The organism is Pantoea sp. MBLJ3 (assembly GCF_000816655.1).
GTDB classification, from domain to species: Bacteria; Pseudomonadota; Gammaproteobacteria; order Enterobacterales; family Enterobacteriaceae; genus Pantoea; species Pantoea eucalypti.
Genome location: NZ_JSUT01000015.1, coordinates 1 through 19,799, shown reverse-complemented (window position 1 = coordinate 19,799; position 19,799 = coordinate 1). Strand labels below are relative to the sequence as shown.

General features: G+C 50.9%; 26 protein-coding genes. 12 read left to right on the top strand and 14 right to left on the bottom strand.

The window, feature by feature from the left end; all coding sequences use genetic code 11:
* Window positions 1–194: 194 nt before the first annotated feature.
* The 11 genes from NP77_RS18650 to NP77_RS18605 form a co-directional block, all read right to left on the bottom strand.
* Window positions 195–1,127 carry a hypothetical protein gene (locus tag NP77_RS18650; protein WP_039661201.1) on the bottom strand — a complete coding sequence of 311 codons (933 nt, stop codon included), beginning with the start codon at window positions 1,125–1,127 and terminating at the stop codon, window positions 195–197.
* 135 nt (window positions 1,128–1,262) lie between these two features.
* Window positions 1,263–1,625, bottom strand: coding sequence for a hypothetical protein (locus NP77_RS22630; RefSeq protein ID WP_052250665.1), 363 nt, complete (start codon window positions 1,623–1,625; stop codon window positions 1,263–1,265).
* On the bottom strand, window positions 1,625–1,933 hold the full coding sequence (locus tag NP77_RS18640; RefSeq protein ID WP_039661199.1) for a hypothetical protein: 309 nt from the start codon (window positions 1,931–1,933) through the stop codon (window positions 1,625–1,627). The genes NP77_RS22630 and NP77_RS18640 overlap by 1 nt, the downstream gene beginning before the upstream one ends.
* Window positions 1,934–1,964: 31 nt before the next feature.
* Entirely contained in the window at window positions 1,965–2,438 is a 474-nt protein-coding gene (locus NP77_RS23520) for a hypothetical protein (RefSeq protein ID WP_072040372.1), read from the bottom strand.
* A 2-nt stretch (window positions 2,439–2,440) separates the two neighbouring features.
* The gene (locus tag NP77_RS18630; RefSeq protein WP_039661198.1) at window positions 2,441–3,121 is read right to left on the bottom strand and encodes a hypothetical protein; all 681 of its coding nucleotides are present in this window, start codon (window positions 3,119–3,121) and stop codon (window positions 2,441–2,443) included.
* Between the two features lie 130 nt (window positions 3,122–3,251).
* The gene (locus NP77_RS18625) at window positions 3,252–3,605 is read right to left on the bottom strand and encodes a hypothetical protein (protein WP_039661196.1); all 354 of its coding nucleotides are present in this window, start codon (window positions 3,603–3,605) and stop codon (window positions 3,252–3,254) included.
* Window positions 3,602–4,081 (bottom strand): class I SAM-dependent methyltransferase, encoded by a 480-nt coding sequence (locus NP77_RS18620; RefSeq protein WP_039661195.1) that lies wholly within the window; start codon window positions 4,079–4,081, stop codon window positions 3,602–3,604. The genes NP77_RS18625 and NP77_RS18620 overlap by 4 nt, the downstream gene beginning before the upstream one ends.
* A complete protein-coding gene (locus tag NP77_RS18615) occupies window positions 4,074–4,718 on the bottom strand; it encodes a hypothetical protein (protein WP_039661193.1) in 645 nt (214 codons plus the stop codon). The genes NP77_RS18620 and NP77_RS18615 overlap by 8 nt, the downstream gene beginning before the upstream one ends.
* Complete coding sequence (locus NP77_RS23515; RefSeq protein ID WP_156137304.1) at window positions 4,718–4,894, bottom strand: hypothetical protein; 177 nt, start codon at window positions 4,892–4,894, stop codon at window positions 4,718–4,720. Before NP77_RS23515 ends, NP77_RS18615 begins: the two co-directional genes overlap by 1 nt.
* Before the next feature lie 509 nt (window positions 4,895–5,403).
* A complete protein-coding gene (gene umuC, locus NP77_RS18610) occupies window positions 5,404–6,669 on the bottom strand; it encodes a translesion error-prone DNA polymerase V subunit UmuC (RefSeq protein WP_039661192.1) in 1,266 nt (421 codons plus the stop codon).
* Complete coding sequence (locus tag NP77_RS18605) at window positions 6,653–7,093, bottom strand: LexA family transcriptional regulator (RefSeq protein ID WP_039661190.1); 441 nt, start codon at window positions 7,091–7,093, stop codon at window positions 6,653–6,655. Before NP77_RS18605 ends, umuC begins: the two co-directional genes overlap by 17 nt.
* 119 nt (window positions 7,094–7,212) lie before the next feature.
* Between NP77_RS18605 and NP77_RS18600 the strand changes: the two genes are divergently transcribed.
* Window positions 7,213–7,428 (top strand): hypothetical protein, encoded by a 216-nt coding sequence (locus tag NP77_RS18600; protein WP_039661189.1) that lies wholly within the window; start codon window positions 7,213–7,215, stop codon window positions 7,426–7,428.
* Window positions 7,429–8,486: 1,058 nt separating this feature from the next.
* Here the strand turns inward: NP77_RS18600 and NP77_RS18595 are convergent.
* The 3 genes from NP77_RS18595 to NP77_RS18590 form a co-directional block, all read right to left on the bottom strand.
* Window positions 8,487–9,233 (bottom strand): hypothetical protein, encoded by a 747-nt coding sequence (locus NP77_RS18595; protein ID WP_052250664.1) that lies wholly within the window; start codon window positions 9,231–9,233, stop codon window positions 8,487–8,489.
* Window positions 9,234–9,349: 116 nt separating this feature from the next.
* Window positions 9,350–9,730, bottom strand: coding sequence for a hypothetical protein (locus NP77_RS23510; RefSeq protein WP_156137303.1), 381 nt, complete (start codon window positions 9,728–9,730; stop codon window positions 9,350–9,352).
* 14 nt (window positions 9,731–9,744) lie between these two features.
* The gene (locus NP77_RS18590; protein WP_039661187.1) at window positions 9,745–10,626 is read right to left on the bottom strand and encodes a RepB family plasmid replication initiator protein; all 882 of its coding nucleotides are present in this window, start codon (window positions 10,624–10,626) and stop codon (window positions 9,745–9,747) included.
* Between the two features lie 514 nt (window positions 10,627–11,140).
* Between NP77_RS18590 and NP77_RS18585 the strand changes: the two genes are divergently transcribed.
* From NP77_RS18585 to NP77_RS18535, 11 genes are all read left to right on the top strand, one after another.
* Window positions 11,141–11,656, top strand: coding sequence for a Ref family recombination enhancement nuclease (locus NP77_RS18585; protein WP_052250673.1), 516 nt, complete (start codon window positions 11,141–11,143; stop codon window positions 11,654–11,656).
* Between the two features lie 119 nt (window positions 11,657–11,775).
* Entirely contained in the window at window positions 11,776–12,270 is a 495-nt protein-coding gene (locus NP77_RS18580) for a hypothetical protein (protein WP_039661186.1), read from the top strand.
* 239 nt (window positions 12,271–12,509) lie between these two features.
* Window positions 12,510–13,163 (top strand): hypothetical protein, encoded by a 654-nt coding sequence (locus NP77_RS18575; protein ID WP_039661184.1) that lies wholly within the window; start codon window positions 12,510–12,512, stop codon window positions 13,161–13,163.
* Complete coding sequence (locus NP77_RS18570; protein WP_039661183.1) at window positions 13,160–13,492, top strand: hypothetical protein; 333 nt, start codon at window positions 13,160–13,162, stop codon at window positions 13,490–13,492. Before NP77_RS18575 ends, NP77_RS18570 begins: the two co-directional genes overlap by 4 nt.
* Window positions 13,485–14,702: a hypothetical protein gene (locus NP77_RS18565; protein ID WP_039661181.1), complete on the top strand. Its 1,218-nt coding sequence runs from the start codon at window positions 13,485–13,487 to the stop codon at window positions 14,700–14,702. Before NP77_RS18570 ends, NP77_RS18565 begins: the two co-directional genes overlap by 8 nt.
* The gene (locus NP77_RS18560; protein WP_039661180.1) at window positions 14,702–15,487 is read left to right on the top strand and encodes a hypothetical protein; all 786 of its coding nucleotides are present in this window, start codon (window positions 14,702–14,704) and stop codon (window positions 15,485–15,487) included. The genes NP77_RS18565 and NP77_RS18560 overlap by 1 nt, the downstream gene beginning before the upstream one ends.
* Entirely contained in the window at window positions 15,484–16,254 is a 771-nt protein-coding gene (locus NP77_RS18555) for a hypothetical protein (RefSeq protein WP_039661179.1), read from the top strand. The genes NP77_RS18560 and NP77_RS18555 overlap by 4 nt, the downstream gene beginning before the upstream one ends.
* Window positions 16,254–17,243, top strand: a complete 990-nt coding sequence (locus tag NP77_RS18550; RefSeq protein ID WP_039661177.1) for a hypothetical protein — start codon at window positions 16,254–16,256, stop codon at window positions 17,241–17,243. Before NP77_RS18555 ends, NP77_RS18550 begins: the two co-directional genes overlap by 1 nt.
* Window positions 17,240–17,848, top strand: coding sequence for a baseplate protein (locus NP77_RS18545; protein ID WP_072040371.1), 609 nt, complete (start codon window positions 17,240–17,242; stop codon window positions 17,846–17,848). The genes NP77_RS18550 and NP77_RS18545 overlap by 4 nt, the downstream gene beginning before the upstream one ends.
* A gap of 64 nt (window positions 17,849–17,912) precedes the next feature.
* Complete coding sequence (gene rdgC / locus NP77_RS18540) at window positions 17,913–18,821, top strand: recombination-associated protein RdgC (protein WP_039661175.1); 909 nt, start codon at window positions 17,913–17,915, stop codon at window positions 18,819–18,821.
* The coding region (locus NP77_RS18535) for a DNA methyltransferase (RefSeq protein ID WP_039661173.1) at window positions 18,818–19,799 on the top strand (982 nt) is incomplete at its 3' end. The genes rdgC and NP77_RS18535, both read left to right, overlap by 4 nt.

Sequence of the window (19,799 nt, the reverse complement as noted above, 5' to 3'; positions counted from 1 at the left end):
CGCTGCGCGTGTTTGAGGTTCCCTGCTCATAGACTGCCCTACTGCTCTTGACGCTTCCCGATCCGCAATGCGGGCATTTAATCCTGATTTCCATTTTCTGTCGTTCTGAATTGCTTAAATTGATAACTGGCCATCAGTTGTTTAGCGGGTGGTCAGTCAAGTTAGATTATTTAGAACAGTAAACTCTCTGTGAATCAGGCGTAAAGTCTTCTTGCCTGAAGGCTAGTTTTGTTTAAATCTATTTCATGAAAATTAGAGTTTATGTTATCGCAGAAATTACCTATGGAATTTCTAAGAACTGCCATTTGCGCTGTTATTTTATCAAAAAGGTCAGACTCTTCTGGAGTTCTACAGAAGTCTCCAGGCATTATGAAAATGAAACACCTGTTAGCATCATTATATCTATATGGTGCATCATTTAGCATAAGCATTAGCTTATACCAATCATTAAGTACAGCCGCCGTATCTCGTTCAATATCTGGATTATTTAATTTAAATACAGGCGATGTAATGACATTGTGAATGTATTCATATTGTGCTCTGATTGGTTCTGCTATGTACTTCCCATCTGTTTCCAATTGCTGAAGGGTGTTTACTACATCAAAAAAAGACAGTAGGCACTGAAGGTTACTTAAGTCTTTTTCACGCATCAGTTCTGACTTAGTAGGCTTAACATTATACTCTGGAAAATGCTTGCGTAGCACGCTTTGGTCTCTAGCAAGGTCTAAGCAAACGTCTTCCCAAAAAACTATTTCAACCGGAAACTTACCTTTACCTCGTCTATCGACAGACAAATTTCGCGCATAACGTTGTATATGAACATCTCGCTTAGCAGTGGTTGCTATGTAAAGAATATTAATTAGTGGTGAAAATTTCTCTGCTTTGCTGCATTCAGAATCAATTAGACTTTCACTGATTCCATCTATTGTATTTTTACATTGAATGCCTACAAAAAAATTAGATGAGTTGTTACCGTAGATATCAACCCCGTCCTGCGCCTGTCCCTGCCTGCCGTGCATTGTAAGGTCTGGGTTTGACCAACGGAGTTGAAAAGAGTCTTTGCAAATTGATTCAAATTCAGCCCATGACTTCGGGGTTTCATAATTGCGTTCAGATAATGTAGGCATAATTTCCTTTTATTGCTGATATTTTGGTTATTTTATCTATTACCAACTAGATATGAGCCAGTAGATTAATAGAATTTTTCTGATTAGTTTATTCGTTAGTTGAATGCCACTTTTAAATGTGCATGACTGTGACGCTCAACGCCATTTTGGCAGACCTAGCTGGTCAAACTCAACATAAAGCGGGGTTCCGGTCGTGTGCCGGTGGCCCACCAGCGACTCCCGGCGCTCCGGTATCTCGTCTACTTCCATGGCATTTTTGTACAGATACACCGCCTCTTCCGGGTCTTCGAAGCACCAGCGATACTGATACACATCCGTTGGCGTGATCCCCATGCAGACGCTGAGCGTGTACAGAAGGCGCAGAAGGCCTGTCCAGCTGCCATCGGGTAACTTACGGGCGTGGATGATGCCGCATTTCGTCGTGAGATAGTCGTGAACTTCACTGTCCGGCCAGCCCTCAAAAGAGAGCCAGCCGTACTGACTTAATCTGTCGTCCATCAGCGCCCGGATACCGGACTTTTGCTGGTGGCCAGTGCAGGAGTTTGCGAAGGCTTGCGCATGATGTAGGTCGGAAACTCAATGCTTGCCGCCTTATCGTGAAACAGCGCCATCGTGCGCGCCTCTGTGCCTGCACCAGCGGCGATCTCCACATTTCCAGCCGGTTGCCCGTAAATATCGCCAAACTGCTCTGCAAGCGCCTGAGCGACGCTGTAGCAGGCAGGGTTTAAATCGGTACTGCCATCAGGCTGTTGCTCCATTTCGAAGCCGTGCGCCAGAAACAGCGCCCTGATTTCCTGTTTAATCACTGGTGTTCGTATCCTGTAGCTGGCACGCAGGTTAGTTATCCCACTCGTTACGAAAGCGGATCTCTTCCCTGGTTGGTGTGCAGGGAATAGCTTCCTCGTAACTCTGGATAGCCATCTGCGCACCGAGTTTGTCTAAATGCTTAATTTCATCAGCCCAAAAGAATCCGGCCTGTGACTCTTCGCCGGTATATCGGGGAACCTTAAGGCCAACACTTCCTATGCTGGCTTCTTGCATCCTCCATGACTCATCGCGACGGTTATAAATTCTGAAACACATATCGGTCCCTGCCGAATTTCCAGAGTGCCGCAATTTTTCATCGGCTGACTGGCAAACAGCGTCGAGGTGATGCTGTATCCACTCTGACAGTTTCATCCCTTCCCGCTGCGCCTGCGCGACATAGCGGTTTTTAACATCGGGAATGACGCGCATCTGAATCTGAGCCGTCGCAGGGGCGGCTCCTTTAACTGAATTTAAAGCCCGTGGATCGCGTGCTTTATCGGTCATGATTAGCCTCGGTTAGTTGCCCCTTCTGTCGGAGCATATTGCTTGTAAATATCAGGGAAATACTCAATACAGAAGCCCAGACCGCAATCCAGTTCCTGTAGCGCCGTCAGCGCATCGAGCGGACTTCCCTCATCTTCAAACAGTTTGAACTCATACGGCAGGGTAAACCGTGCTGCCGTTATGTTTACCATGAACGGCAGATCGTGTTGTTCGGCCTCTTCACCCATGATCATTGTCCACTCAAACGCGAACTGATATTCGCCTTCTGTGTCGGTCATGGTGGCAGTGCCGGTAACGATATCTTTAGTGTGTGCAGTTACCACGATCTGCTGAGGGTTCCACCAGTCCAGCTCAAACATATTGCTGAGCGTCATTCTGTGCACCGGTGCAGCGCCTGGACGCCAGCCTGATTTGAGAATGAAGTCGATGTGATCGCGGTAGGCCAGGTTGATCTCTTCAAATGTGTGTTCATCGCCAATGTAACCAAAGCAGAGGTGATTACGCAGCCAGACAACGGTCGCCAAGTCGGTGCAGCTGGTGGCCACCAGCTCGTAATTGGTTTTGATATCTGCGTAGGCTTCCGCCTCGTTAAAGCCAGGCTTCTGACTCTGTTTAATTACGCCGGTCAGGGTGTAAGACATGTGCTGGAGCGCAGCGGTGGCAGTCATTGGAGAGGTATTCATTGCACAGTTCCTTAATGCCTGGAGCCGCCAGGGCGGTGACGCTAAATTAGCGGCATGAGGTGAAATATACAGAGCATGAATTTGCTTGTCAATACAATCAAACCAATTCGCTATCACTCTTGCGGTTTACTCAGCTCTCTGTAGCGATCATGTTTATTGCGCAGGCAAAGTCGGCAGGCGCTGTATGTCCTTCTATGAATGCCAGGCGCATAGCGATGTTATGACGGCCGTGGGACAGCAAAAACGCTACGGCACCGGCGCAGTGCGCCTCTTTACCGGACGGGCTATAAACCTCGCCGTCTTCGTCCTCTTCTTCGCCAGTGCGGTGCGTGGTTTTGTGGCAGTAAAACGATGAGAAGTCGTCTCGCAACAGGTGCGCTTTGATGCCCTCAAGGCGTCCAGGATTCAGCTCGATGCCGCCAGTTTTCAGGAACGGGCAATTAGCGCACGGCGCTTTGAGCCGGAATAATTTGCGCAGGTTCATTGCTGCTCTCCGTCTTTGATAAAGGTAAACCAGTGCGTTAAACCACGCTTCCCACTGATGTGGCCAAACAGGGGTTTCTGGTCAGTCAGTGCCAAAATGTCCCGCGCCAGGATCTGCGTTTCATTCCATTTAAAAATCAGCAGGCCGTTTGGGCGTAGTACGCGAAATGCCTCACTAAACCCGGCGCGCAGATCATTGCGCCAGGTTCCACGATTAAGCACTCCGTATTTAAGGCGCTGCCAGCCCTTCTCGCCTGCCCGCTCCAGGTGCGGTGGATCAAAGGCAATCACGTAAAATGAGTTATCCGGAAACGGTAGGGATCGAAAGTCGGCAATCACGTCCGGGCTAATGACCAGCTCCCGGTCAGGTAGCTGGTGGGTCTCTTCCCGGATATCGGAATACAGGACACGGGGATCGGCTTTATCGAACCACATCATGCGTGGACCGCAGCACATGTCTAATACGGCCTTATCCATGCCTACGCGCTCCTTCACACTGCCTGTCAGCGCAGCCTTCAAAGTCATATGGGTTTAATTGCCAGCTAATGCGTCCACAGTTCGGGCAGTTATGGCGAGTCTTTCCTGTTCCTGGCTTGCGGCGGCGTGCGCGGCTGATGTGCGCCGGTACGCGTAAGCCAGCACCCTGCACCATGCGGCGATGATCCAGCATGGCGATTGGGAACGTGCGGCGCTTTACTGCGTCAACCGTGGTGAACGGTAGCCAGACCAGATCGGTCGTATCGCCTGGCTTATCGAAAATGGCCGCTTGAGTAAAGTCGGTCGTCGGCAGACCGCCGTTGCTCAGCCAGTAAAGGTCATTGCCGTCCCAGCGCCCTTTCTGAAAGGCAACATACCGGCTGCAATCAGGGGTAATGATTGACTGACCTGGTACATGCTGGTGGTCAACGTGAATGACGGCCAGTGCATCTACGCTGTCAGCGCAAACGGGTTGATCGATACTCCGGCCTGTATTCCAGCGGCTCTGTGCTTCTGCCAGGGTATAGACGTGTGCTTTGTCGATATTGGTGTTGTAGCCATGACCATTCTGGCTCCAGAAAGAGGCATTACTGCCTACCGTATCTCTGGTGCAGATCATGTAAAAGCGGTCTGTCATCAGGCATCACCACTATTACGGCTGAAGGTAAAAACTACATGGTTCGCAGCCTCAACAATGGCAGCGAACTGCGCATTATTCACGTTGGAATGAGGTCGCTGTTTTGCTATTTCAGCGAGTAATGCGCTGATGAGAGACGGCTGGCTTAGATTGGGGGTTTTAGCAGTGCCGGTCATATTAAGTTTTCCAGTGGTCAATTTCAGAAAACAGTTTATGACATTCTAAAGATTTTTTAAATTTAATGTTTAGATATAGGCGGTTTGTCTTAACTGTGACCGGCTGGCGTGAAATACGGCCAGCCGATCGGCAGAGAAGATACTTTCAGTGCGGGAAAGTGATTAGTAAATCAGAGGTGTGAATCCAGTTTTGCCAGGTCTGCGTCAAATGAGCGCAATATTGCAGGCAATCCGCACAATGTCACGACAGTTGCCAGCGCAAGCAGTGCGAAGAAAATCATCATCAGGTTTAATGCTAAGTTTGCTGTGTCAGTCATATCCGTACAACTCCAAGCCAGAAAAAAAGGTAACGCATTTCATTATTTTATGCGTTTTCAGTTTTTTCTGATTGTATGCACACTCTAAGGGTCGATCAACAAGTGATCAGCTCCACTACTAAAAGTAGTGGTACTGACTGGCATATATTTATACTTAAGTTAAATTCTTATAAATCCAGCACTTATGCCAAATTACTTCATCTTTACCACAGGTAGCTCTTCCCAGCGGGTCAGATAGCGTGGAGATAACATTTCCCGCTTCATTTGATACGCCGGATTAACGCCCTGACCGGCAATAAACAGTGTGCCGCGCTGGTAGCTATTCAATCTGTCCATAACTGCCATCAGCTTATCGCTGCCGGGGCGCGGCGGAGACTCATCAAACAGATTAAGCTGCTGCTCTGAGCCACAGAACTCCCCCAGCATCACCCCGGCCTTTGCATACTCGTAGCCGTCTCGCCAGATAGCTCTCAGGCCATGAACGGCGGCATCAATCAGATCACGCGTATCCTGTGTTGCCGTGGTAAACGTATGGCTCGCCCCTCGTGAGTAATACGGTCGGCGCGGATCATGTTTACTGGTCTGGATGAATACCGTGATATTCCGGCAATACTGTTTTTCACGGCGCAGCTTTTCACCGGCGCTGGTGGCAAAGAAGCACACGGCATTACTCACTTCATCCAGGCTGGTAAGGCGTTTGCCGAAGGAACGGCTTACCACCAGCTGCTGCTTGGTCGGCGGGTTCTCTTCGAGCTCGAAACAGCGTTCGCCGCGCAGCTCCCGCACGGTGCGCTCCAGCATCACGTTGAAGTTTTTGCGGATCATGGTTGTGTCAGCGCGGGCAAGGTCGAGCATCGTCTTGATGTTCATCAGCTGCAGCCTGGCACCAATCTTTCTGCCAACGCCCCACGTCTCTGAGACGTCCAGCAGAGACAGCAGTTTGTCGCGCCGTTTCGGGTCGGCCAGCACCACTACGCCGCCTGTTTTAGGCCAGGTCTTTGCTGCGTGCGTGGCAACCTTACAGAGTGTCTTTGTCTCCGCTATCCCTATGCCGCACTTCATCGTGGTGTGCTGGATAACGGTACGCCTGATCTCTTCCCCGAAGGTCTGGAAGTCCACCAGCTTTTCCATGCCATCCAGTGAGCCAAATACCTCGTCAATTGAGTACGTTTCCAAGTTAGGCACATACTCGCCTACGATCGTATGGAAACGCTTACTGAATGCGTCGTACAGCGTGTAATTGCTGCTGAATACCACCACGCCGTAGCGCCGGATGGCATCGCGGATTTTAAATAATGGATCGCCCCGCTTAAGGCCCACGTCTTTAGCTTCGCGGTTGAGTGCCGCAATACAGCCGTCGTTGTTCGTCGCCACCACGACAGGGCGCCCGTAAAGGTCAGGCCTGAATGCCAGCTCCGCCGAGACATAGAAGGCGTTAACGTCACTGTGCAGGAACATTGTCAGTACGGTGGATAACGTAAGTCACCACCCCCCATATTTCTAAGCAATCAGGCTCGACAGGGATCGGCTTATAGCGTGGGTTCATGGCCAGCAGCATCGGCACCGGCCTCAGCTGTAGCTTTTTTACCGTAAACTCTCCGTCCACTGAGGCAATCACGATCTGGCCGTCTGCCGCAGCCTTCGATTTATCCACCACCAGCAGATCGCCGTCAAAAATACCGGCCCCGATCATCGACTCACCCTCACAACGGACGAAATAAGTCGCTGTTTTTGCCCTCACGCAATACTCGTTCAGGTCCAGTGGTGTGTCTTCATATCCAATGGCCGGAGACGGGAAACCCGCCGCCACTGTTTCAAGAAACTGCCTGAAAGCCTGACGCGGCGCGGCTTCGTCTGGTATTGCTACTATTTGTACCTGCATAATGGCCCCTCCTTTTTACTGTATAAAAATACAGTATAAGATTAGGAGTATGGAATTGACCAGTGGCTGATTTCGTAAGAGAATAGGTCCACTCTAAAGTTTTTAAGAATTTCCTCAATATGAATTTAGGTTTGAAGCAGATCGAATTGGATAAGATGCGCGGCATCTGGAAGGCAAAAGGATTTGTAGAAGCAGGCAGGACAGAACCGCTGCGCATCAACCGCACCGACTGCTACATCACATTTCAGCGCAAAAACTGGGTGTGCAAAGACCTGAAGGGAAACACCATTGACAGCAGAGCTATGCTTTATGCTTTGCTAAAAAATAATATTTGATCGACTAAAGGCCGCTGCGAAGCGGCTTTTTTTATGCTGGTGGCTTGGATTACTGCATGCCGCGAGTATCGCTGGTTTCACGGGTACGCCGTATTAGTTATTAAACACTCTCCATCTGTCAGAGCAAGTTGCGGCCAACCCGCGTTTACATTTGCAAGACAATTCACAAAACCGACCGTGTTATACTGCGGGCCATAAGGATTAGATAAAGGTTTTTTTTCTAAATCCACCGCATTGAATAAGAAACATGCAATTAATCAATGAAAACAAAAAAAGCTGTATCAGTTAAACTGTTGATTAACAAAAAAATTTATTTAAATAAAATTTTTTAAGGTCAATTCTGCCTTGAGAGAAGGTTTTTATTTGTAACTGGTTCATGTCATGCTTATTTTGTAAGCACGACATTGTAGAGATACCGGGCACAAAAAAACCGCCCGGAGGCGGTTTGATTGAATCTGAAGAAACGTTCTCAGGCGTTTAATCAGAATGCGAAAATTGTTCTCAGGCAACTTCCGCTGGCAGCAAGGGTGTGATCTAAAAAAACACCTGCGTTAGCCTTCAAAATCAGTATACGGTTTGTTGCCTCCGTTTCAAGAGCAAGGATGCGATATCACCACCCAACATTCAGTGTCAAGCACCAGCGCGCGTGGTTTTAAGAATTTAAAATCACATAAGAGATTGATATTAATAGATATTAAAATGCAAAAAAAAACCTCCATGTTAATGGAAAAAAAAAGTTGCAAAGGCCCAGTAAAAGGTGGAATGCTTCAATTGTGCAAGTAGGTAGGTAGACGGGATTCTCAGCCCATTTATCGGCGTCAGAGTTACCTGATTTTTTTAATCGCAAGCATCTGCGTTAGCCTTCTCTAATGCGCATGTGGCCAGCCGAAGGCCAGCGGTTCAACGGAACCATTAAATGAGCAAGAGCGAGATTTACGGCATAGCCGTAACCTTGTTTTTGGCATTGTGGAATACACAGAGTGCTGAGAGTGGATGGCAATTCAATGCCATTCTCAATGCACCTGTAACCATAATCCATTACAAGTGATCTAAGCCGCCTACGGGCGGCTTTTTTCATCCGCGAAATTTCTAAAAGGGTTTGGCAACTGATGTGCTTTCACTTTTAGGGCTTCTTCAACATCATTAAAATAGTTTTTTAAAATGCTAGTCATTGCCTGAAGAGATCCAGCCTTGAAGTTAATCTGCTTTCCATCTTTAACCAATAAATCGGGAAAAGCACGCATCAGATCCTCAAGTTCACTAATAGGCCTATCATCATTTTCTACAAACCGAGCATCATTATGCGCGCAAGCATTTCGTAGCCTGGTCACTTTCTTGACCATCGCATAATATGGTGAAGTACGCATGCCAATAACTTTTTTGGCATAAAGGTCGCAACGTTCAAAACCGCTATGTTTGAGATCTGACAGCTTGACTGACTCACCATGCCTCTTAGCAAAGCCATTGCATAATTTTTCGTAATCGTGCTCAAGCATGCCGTACAATGTCAAAAAGACAGAGCGACGGATAACACTTGGATAGTACGACGTGAACATATCGTCTAAATCAACAGAGCTGCTATCTAACCCCTGATAGTACTCCATATAGTAATAAGCATTATCCTCTGCAGAAATTTCATGCTGCTCTACCTCTGGTCCTTCAGAACGGTATTTTTCTATACCTGCTTCAACAGAGGCATCAGTTTGAGCATTGAGTGATGCAATGATATCAAATGTGAGGCTCACATCATGATGTAGAAATTGTGATGGGAGCGTAAGACCCGCGAGTAATTTTTCAACATCCAAACCCTTTACTCCTTCATATCGTTATTTTTTATTTTTAACATAGCTTGCAACTTGTAGCTGGGCATTGCTGGTTTCATGGTGAACCGCCGAGTTAATCACAGAAATGGTTGATGGTTTCATGGCATGACCTCCAAACGGGCAAAAAACAAACGATATGACCTTGCCCCGTTACCAGTCGCCGGTATTCCAGCAATGCTGCCATGAAACCAGCAACATTCACCACCCACTATGACGTACACCATTTCACTGCTTGCATCAGGGTCATAACCTCGCATTATTACTCTGAGCGGGTTGTTGCTGGTTTCATGGTGAGAGTATGTGGGTGCATACAGAACATTGCTGGTTTCATGGAAAATGGTTGGCTGAATCACAGTAAATGTTGTTGGTTTCATGATAACGAGAGGCTTTCGCGCAAAAAACACTCTGTATCGAATGGCCACCAGCATTAATCGCCGGTATTCCAGCAACGCTTCCATGAAACCAACAACATCAGCCATGAAACCAGCAATTATTACTCTTTGTGTGGCAGAAGATCAGGCTTACGTGAGTGAATCTGGAAGTAGACCACGCCATTCTTCTTAACTTCTGTAAACGACAGGTATCCAATGTCAGCTAGCTCTTTCATGGCTTTACGGACAACGTTGTTCTGAGTACTGATAGTGGAGTTCAGGTTAAGGCGATCACGAAGACGCTCTAACGACACCTGCAGGAAGCCGGTAGGCAGACTCTCAATGTACACGTAGAGCGCCTGTGCCGACTCTTTACGCGGCAATGCCTGGATTGCCTTTAGCTGAAGTAACACCTTGTGATCAAAGGCGTAAAGCTCCCATAGCCGGGAATCCCCTTCCAGAGTGATAATGTCTTTCTCAGTATCAAAATGGGCGCTATTAAGCAGGTGCGTTATGGTTGCTTTACTGCCGTCTTTGTTTTTGAACGAGACAACAAGCGAGGCCAGTCTTAGAAATGAGTTGAAGAAGCGATCACGCGAACGCTGGTTAATATCATCGACGGCGATTCCACAGAGCTTTGCAAACTCGGTAAACGGTAGCTTAATACGGTTGCTATCAGCGCCATACTTGCTGAATGCCCGGATAGCACCAATCCATGTCTTGAAATCAGTGCTCATATCGAGCCTGCTGCCCTTGATCATGATATTGGTATAACCCTCAGCTTTCGCTATCTCAAGCTGACCGAAGTCTTCAGACGCATCAATGACAGCATTACCGCGCTGAGGTTTATTACGGACAGCAGGCACAAAGACTCCCAACCGCATCAGCGCAATCGGCTGAACTGTCCGATTAGCTGTAGGTGTCAGTGTATAACTTTTCGCTTCATGCTCAGCGCTGTATACCAGAGCATCACCTATCGTCTTGATTTCTTCGTCATTTTCCATCGAAAGAACCTTTTATCGGTCAATGTGGGTAATTAGCTGTCCTACCATGAAACCAGCAACACCCTACCATGAAACCAACAACATTCACCATGAAACCAGCAATATTTACCATGAAACCAACAATGCCTACCATGAAACCAGCAACATAAAACGTGTTATTTGTTATTAAAATCATGTGATTACATCAACAGTGATCTTCTTTGATCTAAATAGGATCTATATAGGATCGATTTATATGATCTATCCAGTGGATAAGTGGATAACCTGCCATGCTGATTAACTAAGTGCCATAACCAGTGGACAATTACGGATTGCTTTACAGATTCCGCGAGGTGATCAACAATCTAAAAAATATTTTAGAATTGGTTAAATCATGGAAAGCACCGATTTTCAGGTCGCACGGGAAAAACAGGCAAAAGCACAGCAGCGCCAGCGAGAAAAACACGCAGCAAAACTGGCAGACCCGGAGTTTCGCCAGCAGCAGTACGCAAAGCAGAAAGCAAACAGTAGCAGGATGCTTGCCAAACAGATTGAAAAGCGTAGTTCCCCGGAGTGGATTGCACAGCAAAAAACCAAAGCGGCAAAACGCGCTGTAAGCGCATCTGAGCGTCTGAAAGAGAAAAAGCCAGCACCAGTAGCAGCGAAACGGCAAACACGCGCCAGCGCGACAGGCAGAGGCCTTAAAGGACGCACACCGAGCGCAGCTGAGCGCATTGTTATGGATGCACTGGGAAAGCTGCCCTGCATTGCCTGCCTACAGCACGGGAAGGAGTCATTGCTGATCAGCTTGCATCATATCGAGGGACGGACTAAACCCGGCGCACATCTGCTGCAGCTTCCCCTTTGCGATCATCATCATCAGCACGCAGCACCGGCACACGTCCGCGCAGAGTTTCCCTGGTTGGTACCGGTACATGCTGACGGCATTACGGGCGGCAAGGCAGAGTTCGGCAGACATAACGGGTCAGAGCATCAGCTTATGGTAAAAGCCTACAATCTGGCGGGGATTGCGCATTTACTGAAGTGCTGACTCAACTGATAGCACTGTTGACCGCTATTGGGCGGTCTTTTTATTGTGAGCAGTTCGGTTACAAATAAATTGCAAAAAGGTTAATGTAATTAATGAAAATCGACTAAATGGAGTTAAAGATGGCATTAATCGCACGAGTTAAATGGGCTGCTGGTACTTACCCTGGTGGCTCGGATGCTAAGTATTTAGCGTCTCTGAGTTTTTCTGAGAGTAATTCAGCTGTAGAAGGCGCTGATAAGTTCGATGATAGAAAGTACACCTGTCAGATTCAGGCCTTCTTCGTAGGTAGATCTCATCAGACTCCCGAAGACATTTATATCGGAAAGTTTTCCACTTTGCCTCAAGCCATGAGCTTTTTTAGTGACCTGATAAATGCTACTGGTGCTATTCATTGTGACTACACAAGAGAAGGCGATTTCACTATACCTCCACGGACCACTGAAGAAAGGATGAATCTTCTTACTGGAAAGGTTAAAGAAGGACTGGATGCTTTGGCAGATCAGATAACGTCTGCGCAGCCAGCAAATATTACTGGTGCTTTAATAGCCATAGCAAATGGACTAAAAGCTATGGGTAAAGCAATCGAAACAAGTCCAGAACCGGAAAAAAAATAACTTTCGTAGACTTATTCAGCATCCATTTGAAAGGCCGCCACTGAACGGCCTTTTTTATTTCTAAAAAACTGCTTGACCCGTAACTACGCAAAGTACAAACCGCTTACAGTCGCCCCAAGCTGTTAGCGGTTCCCTGATGGAATTTTTGACAACTTACCTAATCTGCAACGCGCGGTTGGGAACGTTAAAAGCCAGAGAGGCCGCTATATGCGGCCTTTCGCCTTTTCAGGGATACAGACGTGAAACAGAAAATTGCAGTAATCAGCCTTTCAACCAGTCAGCCAATGGCGATCACCGCCATTTACGAAGATCACACGCTCGTTATGTCAAAGCCGCAGGCGCTGCCAAAGGGCATGCGAAAGCAGCTGATCAAACTCGCCCCTTTCGTTGAGGCACTGCGCAAACAGGGCTTTAAAGTGCTAGTGGATGAAGCCACTGGCAAAGTGGCAAACGAAGTAGGCGGCAACCATATCTCTCTCAAAACGCGTGGAAGTGACGGGCGCGCTGCCGTGCTCACCGGCATTGAGCGTTACAACGAGCTCATGCTGCAGGACAACATTGCACTGCCAGCAGAGAACAAGGGCGCATTTGAGCTCCCTGATTCCATCGTTGAGGTGGAATACAACGCCAGCGGTGAAGAGGTCTATCGGATCAACTGGCGCGAGATTCGCCCGGAGCAGGTGCTGACCATCCTGTGCTGCTTCGCTGTGGGCTACAACAACGTGGCTTCGGCGGATTACATCAACGCCATGACCGCCGCGACCGCAGAGCAGGAGCCGACCATTATGGACACGCTTAAACGCATCATCGGCTATGAGAAAATCAAAGCTGCAGAAGCCGTGCCTGAGTCCCTGACCGGCAAGCGAATCAGCGATGAGGAACGTATCCTGTGAGTTATAACCGCCTCGACGATCGTTCAATCAGTGACGTAGTGCTTCGCAGTCTCTTTCATCAGGAAGTGATCAAGCGATCAGCGTCATTCCACGAAGATAACCACGACTACACCATTCGTCTTGATGAGATATACCGGGCTGACCTGGCGGCATACCGTGCCTATGAGGGTAACTCCGATCTGCGCTGGGTATTCCGCCTGCTGTGCGGGATAGAGTCGGAAATGGAGCCGATGCCAGCAGGCCAGACGATTTCCCTGCCGGACATGGCGTGGCTGCGCGGGCGAATACGCGACTTTGCTGGCGACAAGCCGGAGCTAATCAGTGGCTGATACTCCATTTACCCGCACACGTTCCGGGCGCTATGACACGGCAGGGCTTTCCTCCAAAGAGTTCTCCCGCGTCTTCGACCAGATTGACAAAGACCGCCGTAAATCACGCCGTAGTGCGCGGCGGACCCTCAACCCGCTGACCCTCAAGAACAAGGCACTGGACGACATTATTGCCCTGGGCAAAAAGAAGTCCGGCACGTTCTACACGAAAGAGGATTTAAAAGGGTTTGAAGCGAACCGCACCGGCGCACGCCAGCAGTTCAATTCCTCACAGGCCGGGATCACGTATGCGCAGCTGGTGGCCAGCAGTCAGCAGATCGACATAAAGCGTGCAAACAACCGGGTAGATGACGGTTCCGGTATTAAGCGCGCCACGCCTACCACACTCAAACACAACGTGCTGACGGTGAGCGTGGAAGCGTCCGCCGTATCGCTGGACAAACATCACCGGGTTAAATTCCGCTTTGAAGAGTGGGATCAGCTGATTGAGGACGTCACCGATGCAAAAGACAGCGCGGCCAAAATTGCTAAGCGACTCTGCGCAGGCCGCGTCTCTTTTGATTGCGATTGTGGCCGTCACCAATACTGGTATCGCTACATCGCCACGGCAGGCAACTTTGCCCTTGCCCCGCCAAAAGAGTACGCCTACCCCAAAGAGAAAAACCCGAACCTGAAAGGCGTTGCCTGTAAGCACGTCATTCACGCCTTCACGCGCTTGCAATCCGCCTCATGGCAGGTGCGCATAGGCCAGGCACTGCATAAAAGCGCCGGTAACAACGCCTATGGCGACGATCCGCGCAAAACCACTGAGCACTTCACTGATGCTGACAAGGCTAAGTTCAACCGCAATCGCAGTTCACAGACGAACGTCGCCGCCGTTAAGCGTGAGCACGAGAAGTATCAGAAGCGCATGGGCGCGCTGGCTAAGCGGCTGGACGACGACGACGGGCGGATCGACAAGCTGCGTGGCCAGCTGACCCGCGCCAAAAAGCTGACGGCAGCGCAGCGCACCCGCGCCGCGAAGAAGAAGGCAGAGCTGGCGGACGAAAAGGCCAAAAATACCCTTCTGCGTCAGCAGCTGGCAGACCAGGCGAAGATCCAGAGACAGACGTTCATTGATGCCCTGGTGCTGAGCGGCACGCCCCGCGCCGAGGCCGAGAAGATGTTTATTGAGTACGCAAAGAACCAGACAAAAGCAGGTAATCAGTAATGGGACGGTACGACGAATTTCTGGCAGACAATCCACCGACGATCAACGAGACCACCAGCAGTGAAAGCGATCAACAATCCCCCGCCGTCGATGTGCCGGATAGCAGCGGCGCTGTTATCGATCTGGACACCGCCGCGCCGACCGCCGCCACGTCACCCGATGACGATACCGCTGGCGGTCCTGATAACGCTGACAGCGGCAGCAGTGAGGATTATGACCCGCTGAGCGCCCCGCTCCCGGACACCCTCGCCGCACGCGAACAGAGCACAGCACTTAAGCCGCGCTACAAAGGTCACGCCCCGTTTAACAACATGGTTCGCCGCGACTGGATCAAGGCGATTGAGAGCGATTACAGCGCGTTTCAGGCGCTGCTGTACCTGCCGGACATGCGTGACGTCGGGGAAGTGGACGACGAGACCGGCTTTGAACAGCCCTCGTTTACTGAGCTTAACAACAACCAGCGGAACCTGAGCTATGAAGACGCCGATCCGGTCATTGTCACGGTGCTGGATTGTCCGGATGAGCGCGAGAGTTTCCAGGTGCTCGATGCCGATGGCGAACAGGACGGACTGACCGATGACGTGCTGATCCTGCGTATTGCCGCAGAAGGTGTGCCGGTTGGCTCAATTCTTGAGTGGAACGAAGAGATGGCCAGCGGCACCCTGGCGCGCCGCTGGTGGTACGTTCACCGCATTTACGGCTTCGGTACGCAGAATGTCGGATCGCTTTACTACTGCATACCTGCCCGCAATTTTGACACCACCAGTAATGGACGTATCGAATGAATCAGCTACTTTCCCGCACCCGCGAGTGGGTGAAAACACGCACCGGCAAAGTGGAGAGTACCGGCTTTACCGCCGCCGATGCCGCCGTAGCAAAGGCGCTGAATGACGTATTCAGTAGTGCCGTAATGACCGGACCGCGCCAGCATGAGCAGCGCTTTGCCTCATTCCTGGCGCGAAAGCCGGAAGATCGCGTATTCGTCGGCAAGTTTGATGACGTCATGGACTTTCTGCGTGCCGTTCGCGTGGCGGGCGCCGGACGTCACAGCGTGAAGCCGTTGGAAATGCCGGATCTAAACCGTGACGCCCTGCCGCTGATTAACCTGTCACGCGGGTTTGATATCACCTACGACAACAACGATCAGGAGATAGACCGTGATTACGGCGACATTACCGACGAGTCACAGGGCAACATGCCGCTGGCCGAGGTTGAGGCTACACAGGCATCGCTCAATTACTCCATCACGCTGATTGCCAGTGACAAAGATACGCTGTCACTGATGTGCAACACGCTGGCCGCTAACTTCCGCTCCAGGCTCACCACCAACTTCACCGCGCAGGAAAAGCTGGTCCACTGGCCTGTAGAACTCAACTGCAGCATTCAGGATGCCAAAACCATCATGTTCAGCGATATGTCGCCGCCGTTCACGCAGGATCGGATTTATGCCTGCCAGGCGTCGCTGATTGTCATGGTGGATGTGCTGACCGCGCATGAGGTTAATGCCCGCAACGTTCGCTATGACACCCAGCTGGCACCGGGGGGCAACTGATGGCTGATCAGCAGAATAAGCCTATGCAGTACTTCCTGCAGTCGGTCCTGCTTAATGGTGCGGAAATGCCGCGCAGCTGGATAACGTCTGTGATTTACATCGAGAAGACGTCGCTGACTGCGCCGTTGCTGGTCCTGGAAGCGCACGATCCTGCCGGAAAGCTGGTGGATGAAATGGGTGCACGGTTTGGCGCTGTGCTGGTGGCAGAGCTGGGCGACCCGACCGGGCAGCGCGGCGCGTATACAGAGACGTTTTTCGTGACGTCGGCGCCCGCCAGCGGTGACGTGGTGCGGATCATAGCCGTATCAGCGGATTTGAAGCGTCTTAAAACCCCATCAGCCCGCGTGCGCCTGTATGCCGACCGCCAGCCGGGTGACGTCATGGCGGAGTTCGCGGGCAAAATGACGATTGAGGCTGATGCTTTCCGCAAAGCGATGACCTATCACCTGAATATGGGCGAGAAGCCGTCCGGCGTCCTGCGCCAGATTGCTGACGATCACGGCGCGCTGGTCTGGTGCGCTCGCGGGAAGTTCTGCATGAAGGACATGGCAAAGCTGATCGGCACAAAGGCGGCATTTACCTATGAGGCCAACAACCCGCAGGCCGAATACACGATCAGCAAGATGAGCAACATCAACCAGGACGCCGCCACCACCAGCAGCCGCGATTATCAGTATGTCGGCTACTCCATGACAGAGGGTTACGTGGCCGTGGGCGATAACACCAAGCCGGTTAAGTACATTTCTGACGCCGATGTAGCCACGCTGACCAATATGGCGAGGGTGCTGATCCCCAAGCTGGATATTGAAGTCAGCGGCAATGCGGACCTGACAGCAGGCATGGTTATTGGTGTGCAGATCCACCGCTATGACGCGGAAAACCAGGTAGACGAAACGTTACCGAAAAACTTTATCGCCATTGCGGTCATTCACCACGAAGATCGCATTGGCTATACCACGCGCATGATTTTAGGAGTACCCAACAAGTGAGTAAGCAGCGCGCCATTATCACGGCGACAAAAGACCCGCAGGGACACATGCGGGCGCAGATCCGCCTTACTCCGCAGTGGGCGGACGTGGACGCCGATACTCTGCCCTGGGCGGAATATCAGCTGCCGATCGGCAACACGTTTGTACCGTGCATCGTGGGTGATCAGGTCTGGGTGGAGTTCCCTTACAAAGACGGCCGCGGGAAGCCGGATACGCGGCGCCCGCTGATCACCGGCGCGGCGCAGTCGGCACCGGGCGGCGTCCCAAGCGTCGCGCCTGAAGCCTCCGGACAGGGTGGCGGGTATGAGCCACCAGCCGTTGACGGTGCGCCTGCGCGCCCTTCCCTGACTCCGACCACGGATTTTGTATCGCACCGCAATAACCTGCTGGAGATCCGGTCTGCTGGTGGCGGGTATGAGATAGCCAACACGGCCAGCGGTTCGCGTGTCGGGATGAACGAAGGCGGGGACATTTACCTGCTGGGGCCGGGAAACCTGGTAATCGACGTTGGTGGCGATCTGACTATCAAAGTTGGAGGAAAAATTGTGTTCCAGTCTGGCGGACCTTTCAGCGCCACTGCGCCACAATTCGCGTTCAGTCAGTAAAGATTATCTTAAATCTAAAATATTATTTATAATGTGTTAACTCTTTTAGTTGAGACATTCCTGAATGAAATCACCCTTCTTTAAAAACGTCATGGTCTACAGCCTGAACCGGGATCTTCCGCTCGATGCAGAGGAACTGGAGCAGCAGCTGCAGACTATGGCGTTTTCTCCCTGTGCTGCACAGGACATGGCTAAATCAGGCTGGATCAACGTAACGTCAGACGGCCTGCTACTGGCCGAGAACGGGCAGTACCTGCTCTGCTGTCAGACCGAAAGTAAAATCATGCCCGTGTCCACGCTCAACGATTACGTTGCCGAGAAAGTGGAGAAAATGGAGCGCGAGCAGTCGCGTAAGGTGCGCCGTAACGAAAGGGTAAGCCTGAGAGATGAGGCGCTGTGTGTGCTTCTGCCGCGTGCTTTCTCGCGCCGCTCCCAGTCCTATATCTGGATCGACAGCATTAACAGGCGTATCTACGTTGACGCGGCCAGCGCGAAAGCCGCTGAAGACATGCTTGCACTACTGCGCAAAACAATCGGCTCCCTGCCGGTTATTCCAATGATGACCGCTGATCCCATTGAACTGACGCTGACTGAATGGCTGCGCGCCGCAGAACTGCCTGCCGGTTTTGCGCTGGGCGATGAGGCCGAGCTGGCGGCAATTTTGGAAGATGGCGGCAAAATCCGCTGCAAAAAACAGGATCTACTGAGCGATGAAGTGCGCACGCACATTGAAGCCGGGAAATTGGTCACGCAGCTTAGCCTGGACTGGCAGGAGCGCATATTATGCCGCGTATCTGATGACCTGAGCATTAAGGGCATTAAGTACGCTGACATGCTCACACAGCAGAATGATGATATCGACCGCGAGGATCAGCGCGCCCGCATGCTGGCTGATTTCATGCTCTTTGCGTCCGAGTTTTCCAGCTTCTTCTCCGGGCTGGTAGAATCGCTGGGCGGTGAGGCGAAACGATGATCTATCCGGCTGTTTCACTTCATAACGCAAAGTGCCTGGATATCCTGCGCACCCTTCCTGACAACTCTGTAGACAGCGTTATTACCGATCCGCCTTATGGCATGAACAGCAAAGAGCCTGACATGGCCGAGGTGCTGTCCCACTGGTTAGCTGGCGATGATTATCAGCATTCAGGCGGCGGCTTCATGGGTAAATCGTGGGATGGCTTTGTTCCGGGGCCGTCCGTATGGAAAGAGTGCCTGCGCGTGCTTAAGCCAGGCGGACATCTTATGGCATTTTTCAGCCCCCGCACACAGGACTTAGGCACGCTGGCCATACGCCTTGCCGGTTTTGAGATCCGCGATTCTATTGCCTGGATGTACGGCAGCGGCTTCCCGAAAAATATGGACGTCGGGAAAGCAATTTTCCGTCAGGTATCAGATTTCGAACATAACGCTGTTAAACGCTGGAAAGGCTGGGGAACGGCGTTAAAGCCAGCGCATGAGCCGATTTCCGTTGCGCGTAAACCTTTCCGGGGATCGCTTGTGGCGAACCTTCTGAAAGACGGGATAGGTGCGATTAACGTTGAAGAGTGTCGCGTGCCTTTTGCTGGTGACGGTGATGAAAGCGAATCGAAGAGCAAGAACAAGCATGGCGATTTCAAAACAGAGAGTGCCGTAACGGTTAACAGCTACGGTAAGTATGACCGGCTCCAGGAGAACTACAATCCGCCAGGCCGGTGGCCAGCGAACCTGATCCATGATGGCAGCGATCCGGTTCTGTCGCTGTTTCCTGAATCCAGCCAGACGGGCAAGCGAAGCGCCACCAGTAAAGCGGCGAGTGTTGATGGCACCAGCTGGGGAACTGACAACCATCAGAGTACCGAGTACACCGACAGCGGCAGCACGGCGCGCTTTTTCTACTGCGCAAAAGCGAGTTCAAGAGAGCGCCATGAAGGCGTAAAGAATCCCGGCCCGCAATTCAGCCATGACAGCACAC

Bases quoted from the DNA above. Each gene is read 5' to 3' on its own strand.
- NP77_RS18605 (WP_039661190.1), bottom strand. From the start codon at position 7,093: ATGCAGGTACAAATAGTAGCAATACCAGACGAAGCCGCGCCGCGTCAG.
- NP77_RS18615 (WP_039661193.1), bottom strand. From the start codon at position 4,718: ATGACAGACCGCTTTTACATGATCTGCACCAGAGATACGGTAGGCAGT.
- NP77_RS18600 (WP_039661189.1), top strand. From the start codon at position 7,213: ATGAATTTAGGTTTGAAGCAGATCGAATTGGATAAGATGCGCGGCATC.
- NP77_RS18650 (WP_039661201.1), bottom strand. From the start codon at position 1,127: ATGCCTACATTATCTGAACGCAATTATGAAACCCCGAAGTCATGGGCT.
- NP77_RS18630 (WP_039661198.1), bottom strand. From the start codon at position 3,121: ATGAATACCTCTCCAATGACTGCCACCGCTGCGCTCCAGCACATGTCT.
- NP77_RS18625 (WP_039661196.1), bottom strand. From the start codon at position 3,605: ATGAACCTGCGCAAATTATTCCGGCTCAAAGCGCCGTGCGCTAATTGC.
- NP77_RS18585 (WP_052250673.1), top strand. From the start codon at position 11,141: ATGCTTGCCAAACAGATTGAAAAGCGTAGTTCCCCGGAGTGGATTGCA.
- NP77_RS23520 (WP_072040372.1), bottom strand. From the start codon at position 2,438: ATGACCGATAAAGCACGCGATCCACGGGCTTTAAATTCAGTTAAAGGA.
- NP77_RS18560 (WP_039661180.1), top strand. From the start codon at position 14,702: ATGGGACGGTACGACGAATTTCTGGCAGACAATCCACCGACGATCAAC.
- rdgC (WP_039661175.1), top strand. From the start codon at position 17,913: ATGAAATCACCCTTCTTTAAAAACGTCATGGTCTACAGCCTGAACCGG.
- NP77_RS18590 (WP_039661187.1), bottom strand. From the start codon at position 10,626: ATGGAAAATGACGAAGAAATCAAGACGATAGGTGATGCTCTGGTATAC.
- NP77_RS23515 (WP_156137304.1), bottom strand. From the start codon at position 4,894: ATGACCGGCACTGCTAAAACCCCCAATCTAAGCCAGCCGTCTCTCATC.
- NP77_RS18620 (WP_039661195.1), bottom strand. From the start codon at position 4,081: ATGGATAAGGCCGTATTAGACATGTGCTGCGGTCCACGCATGATGTGG.
- umuC (WP_039661192.1), bottom strand. From the start codon at position 6,669: ATGTTCCTGCACAGTGACGTTAACGCCTTCTATGTCTCGGCGGAGCTG.
- NP77_RS18550 (WP_039661177.1), top strand. From the start codon at position 16,254: ATGGCTGATCAGCAGAATAAGCCTATGCAGTACTTCCTGCAGTCGGTC.
- NP77_RS22630 (WP_052250665.1), bottom strand. From the start codon at position 1,625: ATGGACGACAGATTAAGTCAGTACGGCTGGCTCTCTTTTGAGGGCTGG.
- NP77_RS18580 (WP_039661186.1), top strand. From the start codon at position 11,776: ATGGCATTAATCGCACGAGTTAAATGGGCTGCTGGTACTTACCCTGGT.
- NP77_RS23510 (WP_156137303.1), bottom strand. From the start codon at position 9,730: ATGGCTGATGTTGTTGGTTTCATGGAAGCGTTGCTGGAATACCGGCGA.
- NP77_RS18555 (WP_039661179.1), top strand. From the start codon at position 15,484: ATGAATCAGCTACTTTCCCGCACCCGCGAGTGGGTGAAAACACGCACC.